Raw genomic sequence first — 25,230 nt, 5'->3', positions numbered from 1 at the left:
CAAGTCGGTAGCTGTCACGTGGCTCACAGTTAAACTGAACACGCCAAATTGACTGAAAGAGGACTGCCAAGTGACGGTGGAGCAGCGGCCCGTGGCGCCGAGCGGCGGCCTGCGCGAGCTGAAGAAGCAGCGCACCCGGGACGCACTGCTGCGGGTGGCCCTGGAGCTCTTCACCACCAAGGGGTACGAGCAGACGACCGTCGACGAGATCGCGGACGCCGTCGACGTCTCGCAGCGCACCTTCTTCCGCTACTTCGCCAACAAGGAGGCCGTGGTCTTCGCGGCCCAGGACGCCATCGAGTCGCACTTCGTCGACGCGCTGCGCCAACGACCGCCCGCGGAGGGCCCGTTCACCGCCATGCGGCGTGCGGCGCTCTCGGCCTGGGACACCATCGAGGAGCTCCTGTCGCCCGTGGTGCCGGTCACCCTGTACATGCGGACGTACCAGGTGATCGAGTCGACCCCGGCGCTGCTCGCGGTCCATCTGCGCCGCTCGGCGGCGGTGGAGGAGCAGGTCGCCGGGCTCATCGCCGAGCGGGAGGGCCTGGACATCGACGCCGACCCGCGCCCCCGGGTGGCCGTGGCCGCCTTCACCGGCGTGATGCGGGTGGCGGGCGGGCTCTGGGGGCAGGGCGAGGACCCCAGCGTGTCCGCGATCCGCGAGCTGACCGCGAGCTATCTGGACCATCTCGGCCCGGCCCTGGCCGACGACTGGCGCGCCTGAACCGCACCGGGGAGGTGACGGCCGACACGCCGGAACCGCACCTCGGACGTACGGAGCGTGCGCCCGCGCGCGCTCTTGGTGAGACCACACCTCACTCAAACGTGATCTGAGTCACTGTCAGCCCAGTGGACCTCCAGGGTCTCCTACTGTGGTCAGCAGTGACTTCCTTCGACTCCTCCCCCACACTGAACGCCTGGCGCGCGCTGCTCGCGCTCGCCGTCGTGTTCGTCATGCTCGCGACCTCCGGCTGGACGGCGATCCGCGGCCACGCGGGCGACTCCGAGCCACGCTCCAAGGCCCTCGCCGCCTGGGCGCGGGGCACGATAGACGGCCACAAGCTGCCCAAGGCGGACGCCACCGCCCAGCAGCTGGCGCAGTTCTTCGGCTCGCTCACCCCCACGGAGCAGAGCACGCTCGCCCACCAGTACCCGCTGGTCGTGGGCAACCTGAACGGCGCCCCCGTACCCCTGCGGTACCAGGCCAACCGTGTCGCGCTCACCGAGGCACGCGCCGTCGAGGAAAAACGCATGGTCGACGCCAGGCTCTCCGCCGACGGCCGCCAGGAGGCGGGCCGCCGGATGCACCGGTTCGACTCGCTGCTCGACGACGGCCGCCAGATCCTCGCCTTCGACCCCTCCGACACCGGCCGGGTCGCGGAGGTCTTCGGCGACCTGGACCACGCGGACCGCGTCTCGGTGATCGTCCCCGGAGTCGACACCGACGTCCTGACCTTCGAGAAGACCAGCAAGAAGAACACCGCCCCGGTCGGCATGGCCCAGTCGCTGTACGCGGCCGAGCGGGCAGCCGCGCCGGACACCCGGACCGCCGTGATCGCCTGGGCCGACTACACCGCGCCGGCCGGTCTCGGTATGGATGCGGCCATCGGCAGACTGGCCGAGGACGGTGCGGTACGGCTGTCCGCGATGGTGGGCGCGCTTCCGGGGAAGTCCTCGGTCGAGCTCTTCTGCCACAGCTACGGCTCGGTGGTGTGCGGCGTCTCGACGCGTCGGCTGCCGCCCCGGGTCGACGACATCGCGGTGGCCGGCAGCCCCGGCATGCGGGTGCGCAACGCCGCCCAGCTGGACACCTCGGCGCGCATCTGGGCGATGCGGGACAAGGACGACTGGATCCAGGACGTGCCGTACCTGGACGTCGCGGGCCTCGGCCACGGCGCCGACCCGGTCTCGGCGGCCTTCGGCGCACGGGTCCTGTCGGCGGCCGGGGCCATCGGACACACCGGCTATTTCGAGCCCGGCACCAAGAGCCTCGCCAACTTCGCCGCCATCGGAGTTGGCGCGTACCGGACGGTCGGCTGCGCCGACGGCGGCGCCGGGTGCGACAGCGGAATTTCCGACCGGCCGGCGGCTTGACGAACACTCCGGCGGGCTGACACGCGTAGACGCCGTGGGATCGCCGGAGCGCTCGCGCGACGACGGGCTTTTCTCCGAGGGGGGACGCGCGGGCGTGCGCCGCCTACGATGAGGCGCATGGGTGATGTGCTGGCCGGAATTCATGCCACCTGGGAGTTCGAGTCCGACTCCGTGCTCATCCGCTTCGAACGGGGGATCCGCGCGCCGAAGCTGTTCCAGGCGCTGCGTGAACGACGCATCCCCCACGAGGCGTTGGAGTCGGTGACGCTCTCCCCGGGCAAACGCGGCACGGTGGTGCTGCACGCGGTGCCGAGACCGGGCGCCGACCCGCTGATGGATGCCGCGGCGGGCCAGTTGAAGGAGTCCTGCGACCCCTACCGCCTGGTGCTTCCGGCCGAGCGCGAGACGCTCGCCGAGTACTACGCGGACGAGCTGCGGGGCGCCTTGCCGCCGGACGCCTCCGAACCCGCGGAGCGCCATCTGGTGGCGGCGCCCGAGGCCCCGCTGAACTTCAAGGCGTACGACGGCAGGGCCGCCTTCGACGGCCGGCAGGTGACCTTCCGCTGGTTCTGGACGGGCGCGTCCTCCGAGAAGTGGAAGGCCGGCGACCAGACCTTCCCGGTCGCGGCGCTGAGCGGTGTCGAGTGGCGCTCCCCCGAGGTCTTCGACGGCCACCTGCGCCTGCTGCGCCGCGAGGCCGACGGATCCGCCCCCCAGGCCGACCGCGACCCGGCGTCCGTGGTCTTCGGGCTCGGCTACGGCCCGGTGCACGAGTCCCTGCCGTTCGCGGCGGCAGTCCTCGCGGCCGTACGGGGCGGAGGCGGCCCCGCCATCCCGCACCAAGCCGTCCGCGTCGCGGCGGACCGGCGCGACCCCGCGGACATCGCTGAAAGGATCCGCCACCTGGGTGACCTGCACCGGGCGGGCCTGGTCACGGACGACGAGTTCAGCGCGAAGAAGGCGGAGCTGCTCGCGGAGCTGTAGAGCGCCGGAGCTGTAGAGCGGCGGACCGATACCCAGGTCCGGGGTGCGGGTGGCACCCCGGTATGACGCGCGGCCGGGCCGGTCCTGCCTACGCTGGCCGGGTCATGAAGATCGCACCCGCCTCCCGCCGCGCGCTCGCCCTGGTGTGGCCGCCCGCCGAAGCCGCCCGGCCGCTGTTCTCGCAGGCGCCCAGACGCTGGCAGCGGTGGAGTCCGTATGTCGTCGTCGGCTGCTTCGTGCTGGCGCTGCTGCCCGTCACCATCACCGTGCTCGCCAACGACTACCGGCTGGGCGGCGGCTGGGCCGGGGCGCTGGGAGTGGCCCAGACGGTGCCGCTGCTGCTCGCCGTGACCCGGCCGATGGTGGCCTGGGTGATCGTCTTCGGCTTCGACGTCCTGGGCGCGTTCCTCCTGTACGGCGCCGATACGGCCGGCCGCCCCTGGCCGTGGACGCCGACGGTGATCGTCGGCTACGTGGTCCTCATGGCCTGCCTCGGGCTGCGTGCGACGACCCGCACGCTCGTCGCGGTGTGGCTGACGACGGGCGCGGCCAGCCTCGCGCTCGGCATCTTCCCGCCGAGCGGCTCCACCAGCACCTACGTCCTGCTCTTCGTGCTCACCGGCGTGATGCTGGCCTTCGCGGGCGCCGTACGCAGCCGGGAGGAGGCCGAGCGGGCGCTCGCCGAGCAGGAGACGATCAGCGAGGGCGAGCGCGCCCGGCGCACCCTCCTGGAGGAACGCGCCCGAATCGCACGCGAGCTGCACGACGTCGTGGCCCACCACATGTCGGTGATCACCGTGCAGGCCGACTCGGCGCCGTACCGGCTCACCGGGCTCGACGAGGCGGCCCGCGGCGAGTTCGAGTCCATCGCGTCCAGCGCCCGGGAGTCGCTGAGCGAGATGCGGCGCCTGCTCGCGGTGCTGCGCAGCGACGGCAGCGCCGAGGAGGGCGGTGAGCGGACTCCCCAGCCCGGCGTGGACCGCCTCCAGCAGCTCGTCGAGGCGACGGTACGGGCCGGACTGCCGGCCAGGCTCTCCCTTGCCGCGGACCTGCCGGCGCTGCCGCCCGCGGTCGACCTGTCGGCGTACCGGATCGTGCAGGAGGCGCTCGCCAATGTCGTACGGCACGCGCCGGGCGCCGCGACCCGTATCTCCGTCACGTGCGACGACCGGCATCTGACGGTGATCGTCGTCAACGGCCCGGCGGCGGGCCGCACTTCGCCCCTTGAGGTCTCCGGCACGGGGCACGGCCTTGTCGGCATGCGGGAACGCGTACGGTTGACCGGCGGGTCCCTGGACACGGGACCGCTGCCGGACGGCGGCTTCCGGGTGGCGGCGCGCCTGCCTCTGGATTCCCCTCCCCCTCTGAACTCCCCTCCTAAGGAAGCCAGTTGACCATCCGCGTGATCATCGTCGACGACCAGGCCATGGTGCGGGCGGGGTTCGCCGCGCTGCTCTCGGCGCAGGCCGACATCGACGTGGTGGGCGAGGCGCCCGACGGCCGTGCCGGGGTCGAGGTGGCCCGCTCCACCCACCCGGACGTGGTCCTGATGGACGTCCGCATGCCCGAGATGGACGGGCTCGCCGCGGCCCGCGAAATCCTGGACCCGCCGGTGGGGGTCGTCCACCGGCCGAAGGTGCTGATGCTGACGACCTTCGACGTCGACGACTACGTGTACGAGGCGCTGCGGGCCGGGGCGTCCGGGTTCCTGCTGAAGGACGCGCCTCCGGCCGACCTCATCGGGGCGGTACGGGTCGTGGCGGCCGGGGAGGCCCTCCTCGCCCCCTCCGTGACGCGGCGGCTCATCGCGGACTTCGCGGCGCAGCGGCCCGCTCCGCGGCGGGGGGCAGCGGCGTTGCGCCTCAATGGGCTCACGCCGCGGGAGACGGAGGTGCTCGAGCTGATTGCCCGGGGGCTTTCCAACCAGGAGATCGCGGGACGGCTGGTGCTGGCGGAGCAGACCGTGAAGACGCACATCGGGCGGGTCCTGGCGAAGCTCGGCCTCCGGGACCGGGCCCAGGCGGTGATCTTCGCCTACGAGGCGGGGGTGGTCCGCCCCGGCGACCCGGGCTAGCCCGGACCCCTCGGGGTACGGCCAGATGCCCTGGGGGCTCGCCCCAGCCCCCGAGAGGCGCCCCACCCCGCCCCTCCCCGAAACCCGCCGGGGGCGGGAAGGGGCTGAAGTCCGCTGCCGGGGGCGCTGCCCCCCCCCCCGGGGCCCCGTGCAGGGTGGGACTGCTTTCGGCCGCGGACCATGCGTGGCTGGTCGCGCAGTTGCCCGCGCCCCAGCAGGGTTGGCGCCGGCCAGTACCGGCGTCTTCGGCCTGCGGCAGCTCGCATGCCGGGAGAAACGACCCACCCCCTACCCAGGTACCACCCCCCACCTGGCCCCCCGGTGTGACGCCCCGCGCCCCATCCCCTTCCTACCTTCCCCTCGTCAGGAGACGGACACGAGGAAGGGAAGTCGCGGCATGCATCGGTTCCGAAGGGCAATGGTCGCCTCCGCGTTGGTGGTCACCGCCATCGCCGGCACCGCGGGGTGGGCCACGGCCGATGCGCAGGAGGCCGTCACCGGGCCCCCGCCCGGCGCCGCCGCCTGGCGGGCCGACACCGTGATCGGGCGCCCCCTGCCCGACCCCGCGAGCGCGACCCCCCGGGAAGTCGCCCTGTTCTTCGCCGGGTTGAGCGAGGCGGAGCAGCAGACGCTGGTCCGGCGGCACCCCGAGGTCGTCGGGAACCTCGACGGCGCCCCCGTACACCTGCGGTACCAAGCGAATCGGCTGGCCATATCGGCCACCCGTGACCCCCGGTTCGCGCGGCTCGCCGAGCCGTCGCGGCAGATCCTCGCCTTCGACTCCCGGGGTCGGGGTCAAGTGGCCGAAGTTTACGGGGAGTTGGACGACGCCGCCCACGTCTCCGTCATCGTGCCCGGATCCGACATCGACGCCGCCACCTTCGACCGCACGAACGACCCCTACGGCACCCCCGCCGGCATGGCCGCCTCGCTGCGCGACGCCACGCACGACGCGACCGCCGTGGTCGCGTGGGCCGGGTACACCACCCCCGTCGGGGTCGGGCTCGACGCCGCGGCCGGGAAGCTCGCCGAGGCGGGGGCCGAGCGGCTGAGCCGGCTCACCGAGGGGCTCGACGCGGTCGGCGCGCCCGACCCCGTGCTGTTCTGCCACAGCTACGGCTCCGTGGTGTGCGGGCTCGCCGCGGGGGACACCGACGCCTCGGACATCGTCGCGCTCGGCTCCCCCGGCATGCGCGCCGACACCGTGGACGATCTGGGCACCGACGCCCGGGTGTGGGCCGCGAAGAACCCCACGGACTGGATCGACGACGTGCCGCACGTCGAGTTCGCGGGGCTCGGCCACGGCACCGACCCCACCGACCCGTCCTTCGGCGCCCGCCGCGTGCCCGCCGCCGACGCCAAGGGTCACACCGGCTACTTCGCCCCCGGCACCGAGTCCCTCAACGCCTTCGCCGCCATCGCCACGGGAGATGCTCGATGAGCGCCTTGACCAGGGCCGTCGCGGACATTGAACACAGGACGCCCGTTCACCGCGACCGCGCCATCGACGGGCTGCGCGCCCTCGCGCTGCTCGCCGTGCCGACCGGGCACTGGCTGCTCGGCGGGTTCACCCTCGACAGCGCCGGCGCCCTGCACAACGCCAGCCCGCTCTCCTCCTTCCCGGGCTTCGCCCCGGCCGGCTGGTTCCTGCAGATGCTCGGCATCTTCTTCCTCGTGGGCGGCTACGCCTCCGTGCTGTCCTTCCGTCGGAGGAAAGGATCGACCGCCCAGTGGCTCAAGGGGCGCGTTGCCCGGCTCGGGCGGCCCGTGCTCGGTGTCACCGCCGTCTGGGCGGCGATGATCCCGGTCCTGTCCGCGCTCGGCGTGTCCCACGACACCCTGCGTACCGGGTCCACGCTCGTGATCCAGCCCCTGTGGTTCGTGGGGGTGTACGTCGGCGTCACCGCGCTCACGCCCTACTGCGTCCGGGCGGCGGGCACACTCGGCGGGTGGGCGGCGGCTCCGCTGCTCGCGGTCGTCGCCCTCGTCGACTTCCTGCGCTACGGGCCGTACGCCGACTCCATGCCGTCGTGGATCTCGGTCGTCAACATCCTGCCCGGCTGGATGTTCGCCTACCAACTCGGCGTCTCCTGGGGGGAGAAGAGGATCGGGCGCCGGGGTGGGTGGTTGTTGTTCGGCGGCGGGGCGCTGCTGTTCGCCGTGCTGCTCGTCGTCTTCCACTACCCGGCGTCCATGGTCGGCGTGCCCGGTGAGGCGCGTACCAACTCGCATCCGCCGTCGCTGCTCGTGCTCGCACTCGCCGCGGCCCAGTCCGGTGCCGCCGTCCTGCTGCGCGACCGCATCGCCGACTGGCTGAAGAAGCCCGCCCTCTGGGCTCCGGTCGTGGTCGTCAACCTGTCCGCGATGACCATCCTGTGCTGGCACCAGACGGCCATGCTCGCCGCCGCCGTACCGGCCTCCTTCGCCGGGCGGGTGCCGGGGCTGACCACCGCGCCCGACACCCTGGCCTGGATCGGTGAACGGCTCGCCTGGATGCCGGTGTTCGCGGTCCTTCTGGTGCTGATCGCCCGTTACGCGCGGGGCTTCGAGGCGCCCTGGACGAAGGCGACGAAGGCCCGCCGGGCAGCGGCGGGGCTGCTCGCGGCGGGCTTCGCGGTGTTCGCCCTGGGGCTGGCGTGAGCCCCTGGTGTTCGCGCGGCCTACTGCTCGCGGGCCGCCGACGTCGAGGACATGTCGGGGTAGCGGTCGCCCGCGACCTGTCCGGCGATCGGCTCCAGGAGCGCCAGTTCCTCGGCGCTCAGCGTGATCCGGGTCGCCCCGGTGTTCTCCAGGAGGCGGCTGCGCTTGCGGGTCCCCGGGATCGGGACGACGGTCAGGCCGTGCACCTGGGCGCGCTGCTGCACCCAGGCCAGCGCGATCTGCGCGGTCGTCGCGCCGTGCGCCGCCGCGATCTTGTGAAGCGGTTCGAGCAGGGCCGCGTTGGTCTTGGCGTTGTCCCCGGTGAAGCGGGGCTGGAGCTGGCGGAAGTCGCCGCCCGACAGCTCCTTGCCCGCATCCGCGAACGCCCCGGTCAGGAAGCCGCGGCCGAGCGGCGAGTACGGGACGAAGGTCACACCGAGTTCAGCGGCGGCCGGGACCGCGCTGCGCTCGACGTCGCGGCTGAAGACCGACCACTCCGACTGGAGGGCGGTGATCGGGTGCACGGCGTGCGCCTCGCGCAGCTCGGCGCCGGTCACCTCGCTCAGACCCAGGTACTTGACCTTGCCCTCCTGGACCAGCTCGGCCATCGCGCCGACGGACTCGGCGAGCGGCACCTGCGGGTCGCGGCGGTGCATGTAGTAGAGGTCGATGACGTCGATGCCCAGGCGGCGCAGGCTCGCCTCGACGGCCTTCTTGATGTACGGGGCGTCGTTCCGGATGGCCCGGTAGGAGGGGTCGTCCGCGCGGCGCTCGATGGCGAACTTGGTGGCCAGGGTCACCTCGTCTCGGTGGGCGGCGAGGAACGGGGCGAGGAACTCCTCGTTGGCGCCGGATCCGTAGATGTCGGCGGTGTCGATGAGGGTGACGCCCGCCTCGACCGTGGCTTCCAGGGTGTCGCGGGCGGCGGCCTCGTCGGTGTCGCCGTAGAACTCGCTGATGCCCATGGCGCCGAAGCCCTGGACGCCGATCCGGGGGCCCTCGGTGCCGAGCCGGACGGTACTGATCTTCTCAATCGGGCTGTTGCTCATGGGGTGTTCAGGCCCTTTCCGACGCCTTGCGGGCGTCCGCTTCCGACACCTTGCGGGCGTCGGCGTAAAAGTCGATCTTGTAGTCGAGTACGGCGAGCGTGTCCTGGAGCTCCGCCATGCGCGCGATGACGTCGCGCCGGGTCTGTTCCAGGAGCTCCTGGCGCGCCTCGAAGGTGTGCGCCCCCTCGCGGACGAGTTCGGCGTAGCGGACCATGTCGGCGACCGGCATGCCGGTGAGCCGGAGCTTGCCGACGAACGACAGCCAGTCGAGGTCCTTGTTGCTGAACCGCCGCTGGCCGGTGTGCGAGCGGTCCACGTGCGGCATGAGGCCGATCCGCTCGTACCAGCGGAGGGTGTGCGCGGTGAGTCCGGTGCACGCCACGACCTCGCTGATCGTGTAGCGGTCCTGGCCGTCGGGGCGCGGGTGGAGGGGCTGCGTCGCGCACAGGCCCTGCCGGACCCGCTCCACCGTCACCGCTGTGCTTTCGATCACCGTCATGCCCTCCACGCTAGGACCTTGGAGTGCACTCCAAGCAAGCCCATTCGGTGACGTGTTTCGGACTGCCTGCCAAGCCCGGCCCCACCGCACACTTCGCGCCACCACCGCAACTCGAATACGGGGAGACCCCGTCCGCCTCTCCCGGCTAGCCTGCGGCCATGAGTGCCGTACGTCGCGCCGTGCCCGAAGACGCAGAAGAACTGGTCCGCCTCCGCCAGGTGATGCAGGACGCCCTGTCCGGACCACCCAACCCCGACAAGGCCTGGCAGCCCGCCGCCGTGCAGACCCTGCGCAAGAAGCTTGCCGAGCCCGCCGGGGACATGACCGCCTTCGTCGTGGACCGGCCCGACGGCACCGGCATAGCCGCCTGCGCCCTCGGCACGATCGAATACCGGCTCGGCGGTCCCGGCAATCCGACGGGCACGGTCGGGTACGTCTTCAACGTGGTGACCGACGACGACATGCGCCGCCGGGGCCTGTCCCGGGTGTGCATGGAGGCGCTGCTGGGCTGGTTCCAGGAACGCAGCGTCTTCAAGATCGACCTGAAGGCGTCCCCGGAGGGCGAGCCGCTCTATGTCTCGCTGGGCTTCGTCCACAGCCCCAATCCCGCCATGCGGCTGTCGCGTTAGGACCGATTAGGCTCGTACGCATGGAGAGCCTGCGGATCATCGAGACCTGGCCCGTACCGACCGCCGCGGCGGCCGTGGTGCGGGCCGACGGAACGCTTGCCGGCGCGCACGGGCCGGTGTCCCACCGGTTCCCGCTGGCCTCCGTCACCAAGCCGCTCGCCGCGTACGCGGCCCTCGTCGCGTACGAGGAGGGGGCCGTCGAGCTCGACGAGCCGGCCGGGCCCGCCGGTGCCACGGTCCGCCACCTGCTCGCGCACACCTCGGGGCTCGCCTTCGACGAGCACAAGGTGATGGCGCCGCCCGGCGAACGCCGGCTCTACTCCAACGCCGGGTTCGAGGTGCTCGGCGACCACATCGCCAAGCAGTCGGGCATCCCCTTCGCCGACTACGTGCGCCAGGCCGTCTTCGAGCCTCTCGGCATGACGTCCAGCACGCTGGAGGGCTCGCCCGCCAAGGACGGCGTCTCGACCGTCGAGGACCTCGCGAAGTTCGCCGCGGAGGTGCAGGCGCCACAGCTCCTGCACCCGGCCACGGTCGCCGAGGCGATGCACGTGCAGTACCCGGGCCTCAAGGGCGTGCTGCCCGGCTACGGCCACCAGAACCCCAACGACTGGGGCCTCGGCTTCGAGATCCGCGGCTCCAAGTCCCCCCATTGGACGGGCAGTTCGTCCTCCCCGCGCACCTTCGGCCACTTCGGCCAGTCCGGCACGTTCCTGTGGATCGACCCGGACGCGGGCCTGGCCTGCATCGCCCTGACCGACCGCGCGTTCGGCCCGTGGGCGGCCGAGGTGTGGCCGGTGTTCACCGACAGCGTGCTGGCCGAGTTCACACGGAGCTGAGCTCCCAGAGCAGCACCTCGGCGCCCTCGTTCGCGGTCAGCTCCAGGCCGAGCGCCCCGGTGATCCGCGCCGAGTCGCCCGGGCCGAGCTCCTCCTTCGCCAGGCGCACCCGGCCGCGGACGACATGGACGTACACCCCGGGCGCGTCCGGCACGGCGCTGCGCTCGCCGGGCGCGAGGCGGCGGACGTACAGCATGGCGCCCGCCGGGAGCACCGCGTAGGGCGTGGAGTCGGCGATGCCGCGCACGATGTCGTACGCGGGCTCGCCGCCCGGCTTCTTCGGGGCGAGCCACATCTGGAGGAAGACCAGCGGAGCCTCGCCCTCGTTGCGCTCCTCGTGCCGCACGCCGCCCGCGGAGCTCAGGCACTGCACGTCGCCGGGTCGCACCACCGTGGTGTGGCCCGCCGAGTCGCGGTGGGTGAGCTCGCCCTCGACGACCCAGGTGAGGATCTCGGTGTGGCTGTGCGGGTGCTCGTCGAAGCCCGCGCCGGGCGCGAGCCGCTCCTCGTTGCAGGCGAGCACCGGGCCGAAGCGGAGGTTGTCCGGCTCGTAGAACCGGCCGAAGGAGAAGGCGTGCAGGGACTCGATACCGGCGGCCGGGTCGCCGCCCGGGTAGCGCTCGTCGCCGCGCCTGACAGAAATCACGCCCACCACCGTAGACCCGGCCCGGCGGGGACGGTTCCCGATAAGGCAGTCTTGTCCCCGTGCCAGCACCGGATCCCGTACACCCCGCGAAGAATGCCCATCCGCATGCCGCGACCCTGAAGCGTCTTGAGCAGTCCTCGGGGCGGCTCGCCGCGAACGCGATCGCCCGCATGGACGCGACGCTGCCGTGGTACCGGGCGATGCCGCCGGAGAACCGGTCGTGGATCGGTCTGGTCGCCCAGGCCGGTATCGCCGCGTTCACCGAGTGGTTCCGGCATCCCGAGACGCCGCAGGCGATCTCGACCGACGTCTTCGGCACGGCCCCGCGCGAGCTGACGCGGGCCATCACGCTGCGGCAGACCGTCGAGATGGTGCGCACCACCATCGAGGTCATGGAGACCGCGATCGAGGAGGTCGCGGCGCCGGGCGACGAGTCGATCCTGCGCGAGGCGCTGCTCGTGTACGCCCGCGAGATCGCCTTCGCGACGGCCCAGGTGTACGCCCAGGCCGCCGAGGCGCGCGGCGCGTGGGACGCCCGCCTGGAGTCCCTCGTCGTCAACGCGGTCCTTTCCGGCGAGGCCGACGAGGGCGCCGTGTCCCGGGCCGCGGCGCTCGGCTGGAACTCGCCGGAGCACGTGTGCGTCGTGCTCGGTACGGCGCCGGACGGCGACAGCGAGCTGACCGTGGAGGCGATCCGGCGGGCCGCCCGGCACGCCAAGCTCCAGGTGCTCACCGGGGTGCTCGGCGACCGCCTGGTCGTCATCGCGGGCGGCAGCGACAACCCGCTGGCGGTGGCGAAGAGCCTGATCGGGCCGTATGCCGCGGGTCCCGTCGTCGCGGGCCCCATCGTCCCGGACCTGCTGGCCGCGACCCGGTCCGCGCAGGCCGCGGCGGCCGGACTCAAGGCGTGCTCGGCGTGGCAGGACGCGCCGCGGCCGGTTCTCGCGGACGATCTGCTGCCGGAGCGGGCGATCGCGTCGGATCCTGCCGCCCGCGAGCAACTGGTGGAGGAGATCTACAGACCACTGGAGGAGGCGGGCTCGGCGCTCCTGGAAACCTTGAGCGTTTATCTGGAGCAGGCGAGCAGTCTGGAGGGCGCGGCCCGGATGTTGTTCGTCCACCCCAATACCGTTCGCTACCGGCTCCGACGTGTGACGGACGTCACCGGGTGGTCGCCGTCCGATGTGCGCTCCGCGTTCACGCTGAGGATCGCGCTGATCCTGGGGCGTCTGGCCGACGGAGATTCGCAGTCCTAGACTTTTGTCGGACACCCACAATTCCCCCGACGGTTCTTCGTCCCTGTCCCCACGGGCGCGCGGAGCCGTCCACAAGAGAGAGTGTGAGAGTGCTCGTACTCGTCGCTCCCGGCCAAGGCGCTCAGACGCCCGGCTTCCTGACTCCTTGGCTCGACCTCCCCGGCGCCGCCGACCGGCTCGCCGCGTGGTCGGACGCCATCGGTCTTGACCTCGTCCACTACGGCACGCAGGCGGACGCCGACGCGATCCGCGACACCGCCGTGGCCCAGCCCCTGCTGGTCGCCGCGGGTCTGCTGTCCGCCTCGGCACTGGGTGACATCACCCCGGGCGCCGTCGCCGGGCACAGCGTGGGCGAGATCACCGCCACCGCGTTCGCGGGCGTCCTCTCCGAGGAAGCCGCGCTCGGCTTCGTACGCAAGCGGGGCCTGGGCATGGCCGAGGCCGCCGCCGTCACGCCGACGGGCATGGCCGCGCTGCTCGGCGGCGAGCCCGAGAACGTGCTGCCGCACCTGGAGAAGCTGGGCCTCACCCCGGCGAACGTGAACGGCGCGGGCCAGATCGTGGCCGCCGGCACCGCCGAGCAGCTCGCCGCCCTGGAGGCCGACAAGCCCGAGGGCGTGCGCCGCGTGGTGGCCCTCAAGGTCGCCGGCGCCTTCCACACGCACCACATGGCTCCGGCCGTGGCGGCCCTCGACGAGGCGGCCGGGTCGCTCACCGTCGCCGACCCGAAGGTCACGTACGTCTCGAACGCGGACGGCAGGACCGTGGCGAGCGGCCAGGAGATCGTGACCCGCCTGGTCAACCAGGTCTCCAATCCGGTCCGCTGGGACCTGTGCATGGAGACCTTCAAGGACCTGGGCGCGACGGCGCTGGTCGAGCTGTGCCCGGGCGGCACCCTGACCGGGCTCGCCAAGCGCGCGATGCCGGGTGTCAAGACCGTCGCCCTGAAGACCCCCGCCGACCTCGACGCGGCTCGTGCGCTCATCGCCGAGCATGCATCCGCCTAAGGAGCCGAGAGCCATGTCGAAGATCCGGCCCAGCAAGGGCGCCCCGTACGCGCGCATCATGGGCGTGGGCGGCTACCGTCCCGTGCGCGTGGTGCCCAACGAGGTGATCCTGGAGACGATCGACTCCTCCGACGAGTGGATCCGCTCCCGCTCCGGCATCGCCACCCGCCACTGGGCCTCCCCCGAGGAGACCGTGGCCGCGATGTCGATCGAGGCCTCGGGCAAGGCGATCGCGGACGCCGGGATCTCCGCCGACCAGATCGGCGGCGTGATCGTCTCCACCGTCTCGCACTTCAAGCAGACCCCGGCCGTGGCCACCGAGATCGCCGACAAGCTGGGTACCGGCAGGGCCGCCGCGTTCGACATCTCGGCCGGCTGCGCGGGCTTCGGCTACGGGCTGACCCTGGCCAAGGGCATGATCGTCGAGGGCTCCGCCAAGTACGTGCTGGTCATCGGCGTGGAGCGGCTCAGCGACCTGACCGACCTCCAGGACCGCGCGACCGCGTTCCTGTTCGGCGACGGCGCGGGCGCGGTCGTCGTGGGCCCCTGCGACGAGCCGGCCATCGGCCCCACCATCTGGGGTTCCGAGGGCGACAAGTCGGAGACCATCAAGCAGACCGTGCCGTGGACCGAGTACGACAGCTCGGGCAAGTTCCCCGCGATCACGCAGGAGGGCCAGGCGGTCTTCCGCTGGGCCGTGTTCGAGATGGCGAAGGTCGCCCAGCAGGCGCTGGACGCGGCCGGAATCAGCCCGGACGACCTGGACGTCTTCATTCCGCACCAGGCCAACATGCGGATCATCGACTCGATGGTGAAGACTCTCAAGCTGCCGGACCACGTCACGGTCGCCCGTGACGTGGAGACCACCGGCAACACCTCGGCCGCCTCGATCCCGCTCGCAATGGAGCGGCTCCTGGCGACCGGACAGGCGAAGAGCGGCGACACCGCGCTCGTCATCGGCTTCGGGGCGGGTCTCGTGTACGCCGCGACGGTCGTTACCCTCCCCTAGGCACTCCGGATCTTCCGGAAGCCCGTAATTCGAAGCATTAACACCGAAGGAGCGCCAACATGGCCGCCACGCAGGAAGAGATCGTCGAGGGTCTCGCCGAGATCGTCAACGAGATCGCTGGTATCCCGGTCGAGGACGTCCAGCTGGACAAGTCCTTCACCGACGACCTGGACGTCGACTCGCTGTCCATGGTCGAGGTCGTCGTCGCCGCCGAAGAGCGCTTCGACGTCAAGATCCCGGACGAGGACGTCAAGAACCTGAAGACCGTCGGCGACGCCGCCGGCTACATCCTGAAGCACCAGGCCTGATTCAGGACCTGAATTCGGGCTGCCACCCAGCGGTGGCGCCGCTGATTCACGTCCCTTACACACGTGGAGAAACTTCCTGTGAGCTCGACCAATCGCACCGTGGTCGTCACCGGTATCGGCGCAACCACACCGCTGGGTGGCGACACCGCCTCGACCTGGGAAGGTCTGCTGGCGGGACGCTCCGGTGTCCGCCCCCTGGAGGGTGAGCGCTTCGCCGAACTGCCGGTCCGGATCGCGGCCCCGGCCGCGGTGGACCCGGGCGAGGTGCTGCCCCGCCCGCTGGCCCGCAAGCTGGACCGCTCGGCGCAGTTCGCGCTGATCGCGGCCAAGGAGGCCTGGGCGGACGCGGGTTTCTCCGCCCCCGCGGGCGAGGCGTCCGGCGTCACTCCGGAGCGGCTCGGCACGGTCATCGCGTCGGGCATCGGCGGCGTCACCACCCTGCTCGACCAGTACGACGTGCTGAAGGAGAAGGGCGTACGCCGCGTCTCCCCGCACACCGTGCCCATGCTCATGCCGAACGGCCCCTCGGCCAACGTCGGCCTTGAGGTGAACGCCCGCGCGGGCGTCCACACCCCCGTCTCCGCGTGCGCCTCGGGTGCCGAGGCCATCGGGTACGCCGTCGAGATGATCCGCACCGGCCGCGCCGATGTCGTGGTCGCCGGCGGCACCGAGGCGGCCATCCACCCGCTGCCCATCGCGGCGTTCGCCAACATGATGGCGATGTCCAAGAACAACGACCACCCCGAGCAGGCCTCGCGCCCCTACGACAGGGCCCGTGACGGCTTCGTCCTGGGCGAGGGTGCCGGCGTGGTGATCCTGGAGTCCGCCGAGCACGCCGAGCAGCGCGGCGCCCGCGTCTACTGCGAGGTCCTCGGCCAGGGCCTCTCGGCCGACAGCCACCACATCGCGCAGCCCGAGCCGACCGGCCGGGGCGTCGCCGCCGCGGTGCAGAACCTGCTCGACTCGACGGACCTGAAACCGTCCGAGGTCGTCCACCTCAACGCGCACGCCACGTCGACGCCGCAGGGCGACATCGCCGAGATCAAGGCGCTGCGCAAGGTCCTCGGCGACGACCTGGACCACGTGGCGATCTCCGCGACGAAGTCGATGACCGGCCACCTCCTCGGCGGCGCGGGCGGCATCGAGACCGTCGCCACGGTCCTCGCCCTGTACCACCGCACGGCCCCGCCGACCATCAACATCGACGAGCTCGACGAAGAGGTCGACCCGGGCCTGGTGAGCAGCGAGCCCCGCAAGCTCCCCGAGGGCTCGATCTCCGCGATCAACAACTCGTTCGGCTTCGGCGGCCACAACGTGGTGCTCGCCTTCCGCTCGGTCTGAGCGGTCTGCGTACGTAGCTGAAAGGGGCCCCACCGTCGGACGGTGGGGCCCTTTCGCGTACGCGGTTCGAAGGGCGCGGTTCAGACGACCTGGTGCAGCCAGCGGACCGGGGCGCCCTCTCCGGCGTAGCGGAAGGGCTCCAGCTCGTCGTCCCAGGGCTTGCCGAGGAGCTTGGCGATCTCGGCCTCCAGGTCGGTCTCGCCCTGGATAGAACGGGCGAGGGCGGCGCGCAGCCGGTCCTCCGGGATCATGATGTCGCCGTGGATGCCGATGACGGCGTGAAAGATGCCGAGGTCGGGCGTGGCGCTGTAGCGCTCGCCCTCCGCCGTCGCACACGGCTCGGCCGTGACCTCGAAGCGCAGCAGGTGCCAGCCCCGCAGCGCGGAGGCGAGTTTGGAGGCGGTGCCGGGTTCGCCCCGCCAGGAGAATTCGGCTCTCCACGTGCCGGGCGATGCGGGCTGGCGGATCCAGTCGAGCTGGACGCGCACCCCCAGGACGCCGGCCACAGCCCATTCGACGTGCGGGCAGAGCGCGCGCGGGGCGGAGTGGACGTAGAGAACTCCACGTGTCGTCACCGGGACCTCCAGTGCGGTTCGAGGTTCGCCTTCCCCAGCGGCCTCGCGCCCCTGCCGTTCCCGGTCAGGACAGCACCTGACATTCTGCCCCTGGTTTCAACAGTAAACAGCATCGGGAGCTAATCTCCTGAAATGGGACAGTATGTGACGTGATGTAATTTACCGGAGTCGTCTGGCGTGGTTCCTCTGGCTGGACGGGCCAAAGCTACCGCGCGGAGCTGTGCCCAGGGTGTCGTAATGTCGGTCGGAGCGCCTTCGAACACCAAGCTTTCACTCGCGAGGACGCCGCGAAAGCCGAACGACCGCCGTACGGAGGGGGACCCGGAATGCAGGACAGCCGCCGGAGCCGTCGCGTCCGTACCACCGCCGCCGTGTTCGCGGCGGGCGCCCTCGCCCTGACCGCCGGCTGCCAGTCCGGTGGCGGCCACGCGGCCGCGAGCCCGTCCGCCTCGAAGAAGCCCTCGCCGAGCCCCTCCCCCGCCTGGAACCGCAGCCCGAAGTCGGTGGCCGCGGTGGGCGACTCCATCACCCGTGGCTTCGACGCCTGTACGGTGCTCGCCGACTGCCCGGAGGTCTCCTGGGCGACCGGCAGCGATGCGCAGGTCGACTCGCTCGCGGTCCGCCTCCTGGGACCCGCGGCCCCCGCCAACAGCTGGAACTACGCGAAGACCGGCGCCCGGATGGCCGACCTGCCGGCCCAGATGGACCGGGCCGCGGCCCAGCACCCGGGTCTGGTCACGGTGATGGCGGGCGCGAACGACGCGTGCCGCGAGGACGTGTCGGACATGACACCGGTGAACACGTTCCGCACGGAGTTCGAGACGTCGCTCAGGCAGCTGCGCGCGGTGTCGCCAAAGTCCCAGGTGTACGTGTCGAGCGTGCCCGACCTGAAACGGCTGTGGTCGACCGGGCGTGGCAGCGCGCTGGGCAAGCAGATCTGGAAGCTGGGCATCTGTCAGTCGATGCTGGCCGACGCGGACGACCTGGGAGCCGTCGCGACCGAGCGGCGCACCGCGGTGCACGACCGGGTGGTGTCGTACAACAAGGTCCTGGGGGACGTGTGCGCGAAGGACCGCGCCTGCCGTTACGACGGCGGCGCGGTCTTCGACTACGCCTTCGACGGGGACCAGCTGAGCCCCTGGGACTGGTTCCACCCGAGCCGGAACGGGCAGGGCCGCTTGGCGGAGATCGCGTACCGAAAGGTGACGGCGGGCGGCTGACCAGCGGGGGTCGGAGAACCCTGGGGTCTCCGACCCAGACCCCGTGCGGGCCGGCACCGACCCCGCCAGGGGCGCGGGGAACTGCGCGAGCACCACGCACGGCCCGCGGCCGAAAACGGGTTCAGAGGCGCGGGGAACTGCGCGACGCGTTGCAGCCGGCCCGCGCCCACATGAACCGCACCCCCGCGGAGCGCCCCTCACACCTCCAGCGTCGCGCTGAGCCGGACGTCGCCCAGGGAGTGGCAGGCCCGCACCTCGTACTGGCCCGGGACAAAGCTCCACCCGCCCGCGGACTCGTCCCAGATCTCGAACGCCCGCCTGGGCAGGGGGATTTCGACCTCGGCCGAGTCTCCGGGGGCCGCCGACACCGACGCGAACCCGGCCAGCCAGCGCCGCGGGCGCGACACCGCGTCGGCGACCGGCGCCAGGTAGACCTGGATGGTCTCGCGCCCGGCGCGCGCACCCGTGTTGCGGACCCGGACCTTGGCATGCGTGGGGGTCGCCTCCAGGGACTCGTACTCCCAGCTCGTGTAGCCGAGGCCGTGACCGAAGGGGTAGGCGGGCGCGACGCCGGCCCGGTCGTAGGCCCGGTATCCGATGAACAGGCCTTCCTCGTAAGGGAGTTGGCCATCGCGAGGGCGCACCTGAGTGACCGGGGCGTCGGTCAGGCGGGCCGGCCAGGTCGTGGGCAGGCGGCCGCCCGGCTCCTCGTGGCCGAGCAGGACCTCGGCGAGCGCGGCGCCGCCCTCCTGCCCGGGGAACCAGCTGAGCAGCACCGCCGCGACGTCCTCGCGCCACGGGAGTTCCACGGGGGAGCCGGAGTTGACGACCACCACGGTCCGAGGGTTGGCGGCGGCCACGGCGCGCACCAGGTCGTCCTGGCGGCCGGGCAACCGAAGGTCGCGGCGGTCGAAGCCCTCGGACTCGACGCGGTCGGTGGTGGCGACCACCACCACAGCGAGCTCGGCCGCCCGCGCGGCCTCGACGGCCTCGGCGATCAGCTCGTCGGCGTCGCGCCGCGGGCCGAGGTGGGTGAGCGAGAACATCACGGCGGTGAGCGGCGCGTCGGCGTTCCGGTGCACGGTGTGGCGCAGGGAGACCTCCACGGGCACGCCCTCGGTGAGGTGGGCCCGGCCGCGTTCGGCGGGGGCGCCGAAGAACGCCTCGAACGGGTCGGCGCCGTCGCGCATCGACTGCGTGCCGTCCCACAGCAGGCGGCCGTCGACGGTGAGCGTATACGCGCCGATGCCCCGCGTGCCGAAGGTGTGCTCGCCGCTCTCGCGCGGGGTGAAGGTGCCGGTGACCTCGACGGAGTGCAGCGCGTCGTGGGTCACCCCGGCGGGCAGGTCGTCGCCGATCCACTGCACCTGGCCGCCCGGGAGCGACCCCGTACCGAGGACGTTCCCGTCGCCGTCGCGGCAGACGGCGCGGAGCTCGAACCCCTGGTCCGCGGGGGCGAGTTCGTCGCTGGGGTCGGCGCCGACCGTGTACGTCAGCGCGCCCTCGGGCAGAGCCGCGGTGAGCCCGATGAGCGGGGAGACGACGCGCTCGGGGAAGACGGTCGCCGAGCCGCCGCCCAGGACACGGGCGTCGCGTGCGGCGGCACCGATCAGCGCCACCTTGCGGACGCGGGCCGGGTCGATGGGCAGGACGTCGCGTTCGTTGCGGACGAGGACGAAGGCGCGGCGGGCGACCTCGCGGGCCAGGGCCTGGCCGTCGACGGCGGCGGGGAGTTCGGTGACGGCGCCGTCGACGCCGTCGAGGATGCCGACGCGGGCGGCGAGCCGCAGCACGTTGCGTACCGCGTCGTCGACGACCGCCTCGTCCACGTCGCCCTTGCGGACGGCGGCGGCCAGCGCCTCGCCGTACACGGTCTTCGGGCCCGGCATCGCGACGTCCAGCCCGCCGAGGATGGCCCCGGCGGTCGAGCGGGCGGCCATCCAGTCGGACACGATGAACCCGTCGAAGCCCCACTCGCCGCGCAGGACTTCGTTCTGGAGGTAGCGGTGCTCGGTCATCGTCACGCCGTTGACCTGGTTGTACGCGGCCATGATGCCCCAGGGGTGGGCGTTTTCGACGATGGCCTCGAAGGGGGCGAGGTAGAGCTCGCGCAGCGGGCGCGGGGCCACGACGTTGTCGACGGTGAAGCGGTCGGTCTCGGCGTCGTTGGCGACGAAGTGCTTGACGGTGGTGCCGACGCCGCCGCCCTGGACGCCGCCCACATAGCCGGAGGCGATCTCGCCGGTGAGGTAGGGGTCCTCGGAGTAGCACTCGAAGTGCCGGCCGCCGAGCGGCGAGCGGTGCAGGTTCACGGTCGGCGCGAGCAGCACGTGGACGCCCTTGCGGCGGGCCTCCTGGGCGAGCAGCGTGCCGGCCCGGCGGGCCAGCGCCGGGTCCCAGGTGGCGGCGAGCGCGGTCGGGGACGGCAGCGCGATCGAGGGGTCGTCGGCGGTCCAGCGGACCCCGCGCACCCCGATCGGGCCGTCGGACATCACGAGCGAGCCGAGGCCGATCTCCGGCAGTGCGGGCAGCGACCACATGTCCTGCCCGGCGAGCAGCCGGGCCTTGGCCTCCAGATCGAGCTTGCCGAGGGCCGTCTCGACGGCCTCGCTGTAGTCGGGAGTGGAAACGGGTGCGCCTGCCACGGCCGTACCTCCTCGTAGAAGTCCGCTGGTGGGACCATGGTGACCGGGATACCTGTAGAATGGTAGGGTTAGTTATCCGTCCGTGACAATCGAATGCCGTACGGTCCTCTCGGACACACCGACGGACCGGCACGGATCGGGGGCAGACATGGCGAGGACCAGGAGCGCCAGAAGCGAGGAGCGGCGCGCGGACATTCTCCGCGCCGCCCTGGAGGTCATCGCGGAACGCGGCTACCGGGGCGCGTCCCTCGGCGCGGTCGCCGAGCGCGTGGGCCTCACCCAGCAGGGCCTGCTGCACTACTTCCCCACCAAGGAGGCCCTACTCGTCGCCGTCCTGGAGGAGCGGGACCAGTGGGACACGGGCGGGCGGCGGACCTCGGCCGACGGCTGGCGCCTGGAACTGCTCGCCTCCCTCGTCGAGTACAACGCGATGCGGCCCGGCATCGTCCAGACGTTCTCGGCGCTGCTCGGCGAGTCGGTGACCGACGAGCACCCGGCCCGCCCCTTCTTCACCCGCCGCTACGCGCAGGTGCGTGAGGAGATGGCGGGCGTACTGCGCGCCGAGTTCGGCGACCGGCTGCCCGGCGGGCTCACCCCGGAGCGGGCGGCCCCGCTGCTCGTCGCGGTGATGGACGGCCTCCAGTTCCAGTGGCTGCTCGACCCGGAATCGGTCGACATGGCGGCCGCCTTCCAGGACTTCGTGGCGCTGCTCGGGATCCCGGACGGAGCGGGCGCCGCCGACGGCGCCTCATAAGTCCCTCTATCCACACAGGACTTCCTTGCGAATACTGGGCGCGACCGGTCTTCGACGGAAGGATCTGTGGTGCGACGACGTGTACGGGTGGCGCGGCTGGGGTGTGCCCTCGCGGCGATGACGTTCTGTACGGTGCTCGGCCCGGCCCCCGCGCAGGCCGCGACCGCGCCCCGGCAGGCCACCGTCGAGGAGCAGCGCCTCGACGGGGCGGTGCCGAAGGAGATCCTGGCCCGCAGCGGATTCGCGGACGCGGCACCGGAGTTCACGCACAAACTCGCGGCCGCGCGGTCGTACGGTGCGGCCGAGCGGCTCGTCGAGCGGGAGGGGACGCGGCTGTGGAAGCGGGCGGTGGACCGGGCGCAGGGCCGGGGCCCCGCCGGCGGCGACCTGAGCCGCGACGACGACCGCCCGCTGTACTGGGCCCGGCTCGGCCTCACCCGTGAACTGCGGCTCTGGGAGCCGGAGTTCGGCCTCCCGGAGGCCGACCGCAGCAAGCTCATGGACCGCCTGGAGCGGACCTCGCGCGGCCAGAGCACCGTCGGCTATCCCGAGGGCAAGGGCTTCAAGAGGATCCTGCTGACCGGCTTCGACCCGTTCACGCTGGACAGGGACATACGGATCAGCAACCCGTCGGGGGCGACCGCGCTGGCCCTGGACGGCACCTGGATCCGTACCGCCGACGGGCAGCTCGCGCGCATCGAGACGGTGACCTTCCCGGTGCGCTGGCAGGACTTCGCGGACGGCGTGGTCGAGAAGGCGCTCGCGCCGGTGCTGCCGAAGGTGGACGCGTTCACGACGGTGAGCCAGGGCCGGGTCGGCCGCATCGACGTCGAGCGGTCCAACGGGGCCTGGCGGGGCGGCTTCCAGGACAACGACAACGCGTCGAGCACCGGGCAGGTCCCGGTGACCGACCCGGCGACGCAGCCGCAGTGGACGACGACTTCCTTGCCGTACAAGGACATTGCGGCGGCGAACACCGGGCGCTTCCCCGTGTACGACCACACCGACGTGACCGAGATCCCGGCCGGCGCGACGGACCCGGTGGACCGCCCGGACGGGCCGACCCCGGGCTCGGCCGCGCGGGCCGGGGGCGGCGGCGACTACCTCTCCAACGAGATCGCCTACCGGGCCACCCTGCTCCGCGACCGCCTGCGCCTGAGCATTCCGGGCGGTCATGTGCACACCCCGGTCCTGCAGTTCGGGCCGGGGAACACCGACCCCGCGACGGGCACGGTGACGGACCCCCAGTTCGTACGCAACCGGCTCGACATCGTGGCGCAGATGAAGGCGATCGTGCGGGTGGCGGCGGAGTAGCCCCGAAGGGCCCGCACGGATCAACTCCGTGCGGGCCCGAGGGAGTTCAGGACGTCGTGACGACCTTCTTACGGCCGCGCAGGCCGAGCAGCACGTCGATGACAAGGAACGCGAGCAGGCTGATCCCGAGGAGCGGGACGAACCAGCCGACCAGCGCCGTCACCGCCGCGAGCGGGAGCAGCACCGGCAGCGGCACCTTGCGCCAGGCGCCCCGCGGCTGCGGGCGGCCGACGCCGAGCGCGCGCCCCTTGGTGGGCCTGCGCTGCCACCACATGCGGTAGCCCCAGACGATGAGCGCCATCAGCGCCACGGCGAGGACGGCCAGAGCGAGCTGGTTGGGCAGGCCCAGGAAGACGCCCATGTGCGCGTCGATGCCGAACCGGGTCAGCTGGGCGAGGACCGGGTAGTCGGAGAAGCGCAGCACGTCCATGACCTTGCCGTCGGCGGGGTCGATGGCCACCGAGTCGAGGTGCACGGGGAACTCGGTGTCGCGTTCGCGCACCACGAAGCCCTTGCCCGCACTGGGCAGGCTGATCTGGATACTGGCCCGTACGCCCTGTTCGCGGGCGGTCTCGGCGACCTGGTCCAGGGTGAGCGTGGAGGGCGCGGCGGGCGGCATGACCATGCCCTCGTGGTGCTCGTGACCGCCGCTCGTGCTGCCGGCGGTCGCCGCCGCGACGGTGGGGGTGGCGCCGCCGAGCCGGTCCTTGAGGTCGGCGATGTTCTCGCCCGCGTACCGCGACCAGGTGAGGCCGGTGGCGGAGAGCAGCACCAGGCCGACCACCGCCCACAGGCCGACCGAGCCGTGCCAGGACAGGGTGCGGCGACGGCCGGTGAGCCCGCGCTCGGGCCGCAGGAGCCGGGCCCGCCTGCGTCGGCCCACCCACAGCGCGACCCCGCCGAGGGCGACGACCCAGAGCCAGCTGGCCGCCAGCTCGCTGTAGTTGCGCCCCAGCTCGCCGAGCTTGAGGTCGGCGTGGAAGGAGGAGAGCCAGCTGCGCAGCGGCAGCGCGCCGGAGCTTCCGGTGCTCGCGAGGGCGCCGCGTACGTCATTGGTGTACGGGTCCACGAAGACGGCGAGGGACTCGTCCTCGGCGAGCCCCGGGGCCTTCATGAGGACGCGGGTGGTCGCGCCTTTCTCGGGCGAGGGCCAGACGGCCGTCACATAGCCCTCGGGGTGGGCGGCCTTCGCGGCGGCGACCTGCGCGGTGAGCGGCTGGGTGGTGTCGCCCACGGGGACCCGCAGTTCGTGCCGGTACAGGACGTTCTCGGCCTGGAAGGACAGCGCATAGAGGAGGCCGGTGACGGCGGCCACGAAGAGGAGCGGGGCGATCAGGACGCCCGCGTAGAAGTGCAGCCGCAGGAGGAGGGGGCGAAGTGCGGCCCAGGTGGAGGGGCGCGGGGTGGTGGGGGGTGCGGCTTCCCGCGATGGGGTGTCGCTTGTGGTGTCGCTCGGGGTGTCGACAGACATGAGGATCCTGAATCCTGACGATCGGCGTGGGCATGGGTGAAGGGACCCCTGGCCACGCCCCGCGCCGGATCAGGCGAGGGCGGGTCGGCCGGGGGCCGTGGCTCGGGTGAGTCCCCGGGCCGGCGGACCCCGCCGGATGAAGGCATGGCTGTGCACCGCGCCGCGCAGCCTTGGGCGCGGGCGGTGGTGCGGGCGCGGCCTGCGTACCGGGCGCGGCGGCGCGGGCACGCAGGTGCGTACGAGAGCGAGGGCGCGGCGCAGCGGCCGGGCGGCCAGCACACCGAGTGCGCCGACGGCCCGCGCCAGCCGGAACGCGGCGGCCTCGCCGCGCCAGAGCCAGATGCCGCAGATCAGGGCGGCAAGGAGGTGGGCGGCGAGCATGCCGCCGGACATGGTGTGGGCGGCGGCGTCCATGGCCATGGCGTGCGCCTGGCCGGCGGCCCCGGTCAGGGAGTCCGTGCCCGCCATCCCGGCCATGTCACCCATGCCGGGCATGTCGTGCATCGCGTTGCCGTCGGGCGGGTCCGGCATGAGGTGGGCGTACCGGGCGCCGCATGTCATGGTCGGCGTGGGCACGGGCATGGGGGCCGAGGCGGTGGCCATCCCGGTCATCGGCTGGGTCTTGGCGAAGAGGACGTGCAGTGCCCCCTGAGCGGCGACCTGGCCACCGGCGATGGCGGCGACTCCGCGCTGCCGTCCGGCGGCACACCAGGCGAGCGCGGCCGTCGCGGCGAAGGCGGCGAGGAGGACGGACAGCGGGATGTCATGCCCGGACATGGACGAATGCCCCACCGCGGCCAAAGCCACGCACAACGCCGCGAACATCGCGGCCCGCAGGGTGCGCAGGGGCGACCGGGGATTCGTCATGACGGCCAG

24 protein-coding genes are annotated in these 25,230 nt (G+C 72.4%); 17 read left to right on the top strand and 7 right to left on the bottom strand.

Going from position 1 to position 25,230, the window contains the following annotated elements; all coding sequences use genetic code 11:
- Positions 1 to 70: 70 nt before the first annotated feature.
- The 7 genes from IE206_RS05380 to IE206_RS05350 all read left to right on the top strand — a co-directional run bounded on the left by IE206_RS05380 (position 71) and on the right by IE206_RS05350 (position 7,792).
- Positions 71 to 724: a TetR/AcrR family transcriptional regulator gene (locus tag IE206_RS05380; RefSeq protein WP_226598797.1), complete on the top strand. Its 654-nt coding sequence runs from the start codon at positions 71 to 73 to the stop codon at positions 722 to 724.
- A gap of 158 nt (positions 725 to 882) precedes the next feature.
- The gene (locus IE206_RS05375; protein ID WP_189960856.1) at positions 883 to 2,094 is read left to right on the top strand and encodes an alpha/beta hydrolase; all 1,212 of its coding nucleotides are present in this window, start codon (positions 883 to 885) and stop codon (positions 2,092 to 2,094) included.
- A 117-nt stretch (positions 2,095 to 2,211) separates the two neighbouring features.
- Positions 2,212 to 3,078 (top strand): DUF4429 domain-containing protein, encoded by an 867-nt coding sequence (locus IE206_RS05370; RefSeq protein WP_189960855.1) that lies wholly within the window; start codon positions 2,212 to 2,214, stop codon positions 3,076 to 3,078.
- A 104-nt stretch (positions 3,079 to 3,182) separates the two neighbouring features.
- Positions 3,183 to 4,472 carry a sensor histidine kinase gene (locus IE206_RS05365; RefSeq protein WP_226598798.1) on the top strand — a complete coding sequence of 430 codons (1,290 nt, stop codon included), beginning with the start codon at positions 3,183 to 3,185 and terminating at the stop codon, positions 4,470 to 4,472.
- Positions 4,469 to 5,152: a response regulator gene (locus IE206_RS05360; RefSeq protein ID WP_189960853.1), complete on the top strand. Its 684-nt coding sequence runs from the start codon at positions 4,469 to 4,471 to the stop codon at positions 5,150 to 5,152. The genes IE206_RS05365 and IE206_RS05360 overlap by 4 nt, the downstream gene beginning before the upstream one ends.
- 397 nt (positions 5,153 to 5,549) lie before the next feature.
- Positions 5,550 to 6,593 carry an alpha/beta hydrolase gene (locus tag IE206_RS05355; RefSeq protein ID WP_189960852.1) on the top strand — a complete coding sequence of 348 codons (1,044 nt, stop codon included), beginning with the start codon at positions 5,550 to 5,552 and terminating at the stop codon, positions 6,591 to 6,593.
- Positions 6,590 to 7,792 (top strand): acyltransferase family protein, encoded by a 1,203-nt coding sequence (locus IE206_RS05350; RefSeq protein ID WP_189960851.1) that lies wholly within the window; start codon positions 6,590 to 6,592, stop codon positions 7,790 to 7,792. Before IE206_RS05355 ends, IE206_RS05350 begins: the two co-directional genes overlap by 4 nt.
- Before the next feature lie 20 nt (positions 7,793 to 7,812).
- Here IE206_RS05350 and IE206_RS05345 read toward each other — a convergent pair whose 3' ends face one another.
- Together IE206_RS05345 and IE206_RS05340 are read right to left on the bottom strand one after the other, a co-directional pair.
- Positions 7,813 to 8,841, bottom strand: coding sequence for an aldo/keto reductase (locus IE206_RS05345; protein ID WP_189960850.1), 1,029 nt, complete (start codon positions 8,839 to 8,841; stop codon positions 7,813 to 7,815).
- A gap of 7 nt (positions 8,842 to 8,848) precedes the next feature.
- Positions 8,849 to 9,340 carry a MerR family transcriptional regulator gene (locus IE206_RS05340; RefSeq protein WP_189960849.1) on the bottom strand — a complete coding sequence of 164 codons (492 nt, stop codon included), beginning with the start codon at positions 9,338 to 9,340 and terminating at the stop codon, positions 8,849 to 8,851.
- Between the two features lie 158 nt (positions 9,341 to 9,498).
- On the opposite strand from IE206_RS05340, the gene IE206_RS05335 reads away from it, so the two are divergent.
- Positions 9,499 to 9,969 (top strand): GNAT family N-acetyltransferase, encoded by a 471-nt coding sequence (locus IE206_RS05335; protein WP_189960848.1) that lies wholly within the window; start codon positions 9,499 to 9,501, stop codon positions 9,967 to 9,969.
- 20 nt (positions 9,970 to 9,989) lie between these two features.
- On the top strand, positions 9,990 to 10,808 hold the full coding sequence (locus tag IE206_RS05330; protein ID WP_189960847.1) for a serine hydrolase domain-containing protein: 819 nt from the start codon (positions 9,990 to 9,992) through the stop codon (positions 10,806 to 10,808).
- Here the strand turns inward: IE206_RS05330 and IE206_RS05325 are convergent.
- Positions 10,795 to 11,454, bottom strand: coding sequence for a pirin family protein (locus IE206_RS05325; protein WP_189960846.1), 660 nt, complete (start codon positions 11,452 to 11,454; stop codon positions 10,795 to 10,797). The two genes, IE206_RS05330 and IE206_RS05325, sit on opposite strands and share 14 nt — an antisense overlap.
- 59 nt (positions 11,455 to 11,513) lie before the next feature.
- Between IE206_RS05325 and IE206_RS05320 the strand changes: the two genes are divergently transcribed.
- The 5 genes from IE206_RS05320 to fabF all read left to right on the top strand — a co-directional run bounded on the left by IE206_RS05320 (position 11,514) and on the right by fabF (position 16,375).
- On the top strand, positions 11,514 to 12,710 hold the full coding sequence (locus tag IE206_RS05320; RefSeq protein ID WP_053730591.1) for a PucR family transcriptional regulator: 1,197 nt from the start codon (positions 11,514 to 11,516) through the stop codon (positions 12,708 to 12,710).
- 89 nt (positions 12,711 to 12,799) lie between these two features.
- Positions 12,800 to 13,717: an ACP S-malonyltransferase gene (locus tag IE206_RS05315; protein WP_189961376.1), complete on the top strand. Its 918-nt coding sequence runs from the start codon at positions 12,800 to 12,802 to the stop codon at positions 13,715 to 13,717.
- Positions 13,718 to 13,730: 13 nt separating this feature from the next.
- Entirely contained in the window at positions 13,731 to 14,726 is a 996-nt protein-coding gene (locus IE206_RS05310; protein WP_189960845.1) for a ketoacyl-ACP synthase III, read from the top strand.
- 59 nt (positions 14,727 to 14,785) lie between these two features.
- Positions 14,786 to 15,034, top strand: coding sequence for an acyl carrier protein (locus IE206_RS05305; protein ID WP_189960844.1), 249 nt, complete (start codon positions 14,786 to 14,788; stop codon positions 15,032 to 15,034).
- Positions 15,035 to 15,112: 78 nt separating this feature from the next.
- On the top strand, positions 15,113 to 16,375 hold the full coding sequence (fabF, locus tag IE206_RS05300) for a beta-ketoacyl-ACP synthase II (RefSeq protein ID WP_189960843.1): 1,263 nt from the start codon (positions 15,113 to 15,115) through the stop codon (positions 16,373 to 16,375).
- A gap of 80 nt (positions 16,376 to 16,455) precedes the next feature.
- On the opposite strand, the gene IE206_RS05295 is transcribed toward fabF, so the two are convergent.
- Positions 16,456 to 16,950, bottom strand: a complete 495-nt coding sequence (locus tag IE206_RS05295; protein WP_189960842.1) for a DUF3145 domain-containing protein — start codon at positions 16,948 to 16,950, stop codon at positions 16,456 to 16,458.
- 326 nt (positions 16,951 to 17,276) lie between these two features.
- Here IE206_RS05295 and IE206_RS05290 point away from each other — a divergent pair, with 326 nt between their 5' ends.
- Complete coding sequence (locus IE206_RS05290; RefSeq protein WP_189960841.1) at positions 17,277 to 18,170, top strand: SGNH/GDSL hydrolase family protein; 894 nt, start codon at positions 17,277 to 17,279, stop codon at positions 18,168 to 18,170.
- A gap of 197 nt (positions 18,171 to 18,367) precedes the next feature.
- On the opposite strand, the gene IE206_RS05285 is transcribed toward IE206_RS05290, so the two are convergent.
- The gene (locus IE206_RS05285; RefSeq protein WP_226598799.1) at positions 18,368 to 20,815 is read right to left on the bottom strand and encodes a glycoside hydrolase family 3 protein; all 2,448 of its coding nucleotides are present in this window, start codon (positions 20,813 to 20,815) and stop codon (positions 18,368 to 18,370) included.
- 148 nt (positions 20,816 to 20,963) lie between these two features.
- On the opposite strand from IE206_RS05285, the gene IE206_RS05280 reads away from it, so the two are divergent.
- A complete protein-coding gene (locus IE206_RS05280; protein WP_189960840.1) occupies positions 20,964 to 21,569 on the top strand; it encodes a TetR/AcrR family transcriptional regulator in 606 nt (201 codons plus the stop codon).
- A gap of 66 nt (positions 21,570 to 21,635) precedes the next feature.
- Positions 21,636 to 22,883, top strand: coding sequence for a pyroglutamyl-peptidase I (locus IE206_RS05275; protein WP_506005474.1), 1,248 nt, complete (start codon positions 21,636 to 21,638; stop codon positions 22,881 to 22,883).
- Between the two features lie 46 nt (positions 22,884 to 22,929).
- Here the strand turns inward: IE206_RS05275 and IE206_RS05270 are convergent, their stop codons facing one another.
- Complete coding sequence (locus IE206_RS05270; protein WP_189960839.1) at positions 22,930 to 24,354, bottom strand: PepSY-associated TM helix domain-containing protein; 1,425 nt, start codon at positions 24,352 to 24,354, stop codon at positions 22,930 to 22,932.
- A 69-nt stretch (positions 24,355 to 24,423) separates the two neighbouring features.
- A complete protein-coding gene (locus IE206_RS05265) occupies positions 24,424 to 25,221 on the bottom strand; it encodes a hypothetical protein (RefSeq protein ID WP_189960838.1) in 798 nt (265 codons plus the stop codon).
- Between the last annotated feature and the right edge of the window lie 9 nt (positions 25,222 to 25,230).

The sequence above is a fragment of the Streptomyces violascens genome (assembly GCF_014649955.1).
GTDB lineage: Bacteria > Actinomycetota > Actinomycetes > Streptomycetales > Streptomycetaceae > Streptomyces > Streptomyces violascens.
Note: the sequence above shows the minus strand (reverse complement) of the source record. Positions and strands in the feature narration are given on the sequence as shown.

What these genes read in the sequence shown, in the direction of transcription:
- IE206_RS05370 (WP_189960855.1), top strand. Translation starts at nt 2,212, where the DNA reads ATGGGTGATGTGCTGGCCGGAATTCATGCCACCTGGGAGTTCGAGTCC.
- IE206_RS05365 (WP_226598798.1), top strand. Translation starts at nt 3,183, where the DNA reads ATGAAGATCGCACCCGCCTCCCGCCGCGCGCTCGCCCTGGTGTGGCCG.
- IE206_RS05355 (WP_189960852.1), top strand. Translation starts at nt 5,550, where the DNA reads ATGCATCGGTTCCGAAGGGCAATGGTCGCCTCCGCGTTGGTGGTCACC.
- IE206_RS05350 (WP_189960851.1), top strand. Translation starts at nt 6,590, where the DNA reads ATGAGCGCCTTGACCAGGGCCGTCGCGGACATTGAACACAGGACGCCC.
- IE206_RS05345 (WP_189960850.1), bottom strand. Translation starts at nt 8,841, where the DNA reads ATGAGCAACAGCCCGATTGAGAAGATCAGTACCGTCCGGCTCGGCACC.
- IE206_RS05340 (WP_189960849.1), bottom strand. Translation starts at nt 9,340, where the DNA reads ATGACGGTGATCGAAAGCACAGCGGTGACGGTGGAGCGGGTCCGGCAG.
- IE206_RS05335 (WP_189960848.1), top strand. Translation starts at nt 9,499, where the DNA reads ATGAGTGCCGTACGTCGCGCCGTGCCCGAAGACGCAGAAGAACTGGTC.
- IE206_RS05330 (WP_189960847.1), top strand. Translation starts at nt 9,990, where the DNA reads ATGGAGAGCCTGCGGATCATCGAGACCTGGCCCGTACCGACCGCCGCG.
- IE206_RS05310 (WP_189960845.1), top strand. Translation starts at nt 13,731, where the DNA reads ATGTCGAAGATCCGGCCCAGCAAGGGCGCCCCGTACGCGCGCATCATG.
- IE206_RS05305 (WP_189960844.1), top strand. Translation starts at nt 14,786, where the DNA reads ATGGCCGCCACGCAGGAAGAGATCGTCGAGGGTCTCGCCGAGATCGTC.
- IE206_RS05290 (WP_189960841.1), top strand. Translation starts at nt 17,277, where the DNA reads ATGCAGGACAGCCGCCGGAGCCGTCGCGTCCGTACCACCGCCGCCGTG.
- IE206_RS05280 (WP_189960840.1), top strand. Translation starts at nt 20,964, where the DNA reads ATGGCGAGGACCAGGAGCGCCAGAAGCGAGGAGCGGCGCGCGGACATT.
- IE206_RS05270 (WP_189960839.1), bottom strand. Translation starts at nt 24,354, where the DNA reads ATGTCTGTCGACACCCCGAGCGACACCACAAGCGACACCCCATCGCGG.
- IE206_RS05265 (WP_189960838.1), bottom strand. Translation starts at nt 25,221, where the DNA reads ATGACGAATCCCCGGTCGCCCCTGCGCACCCTGCGGGCCGCGATGTTC.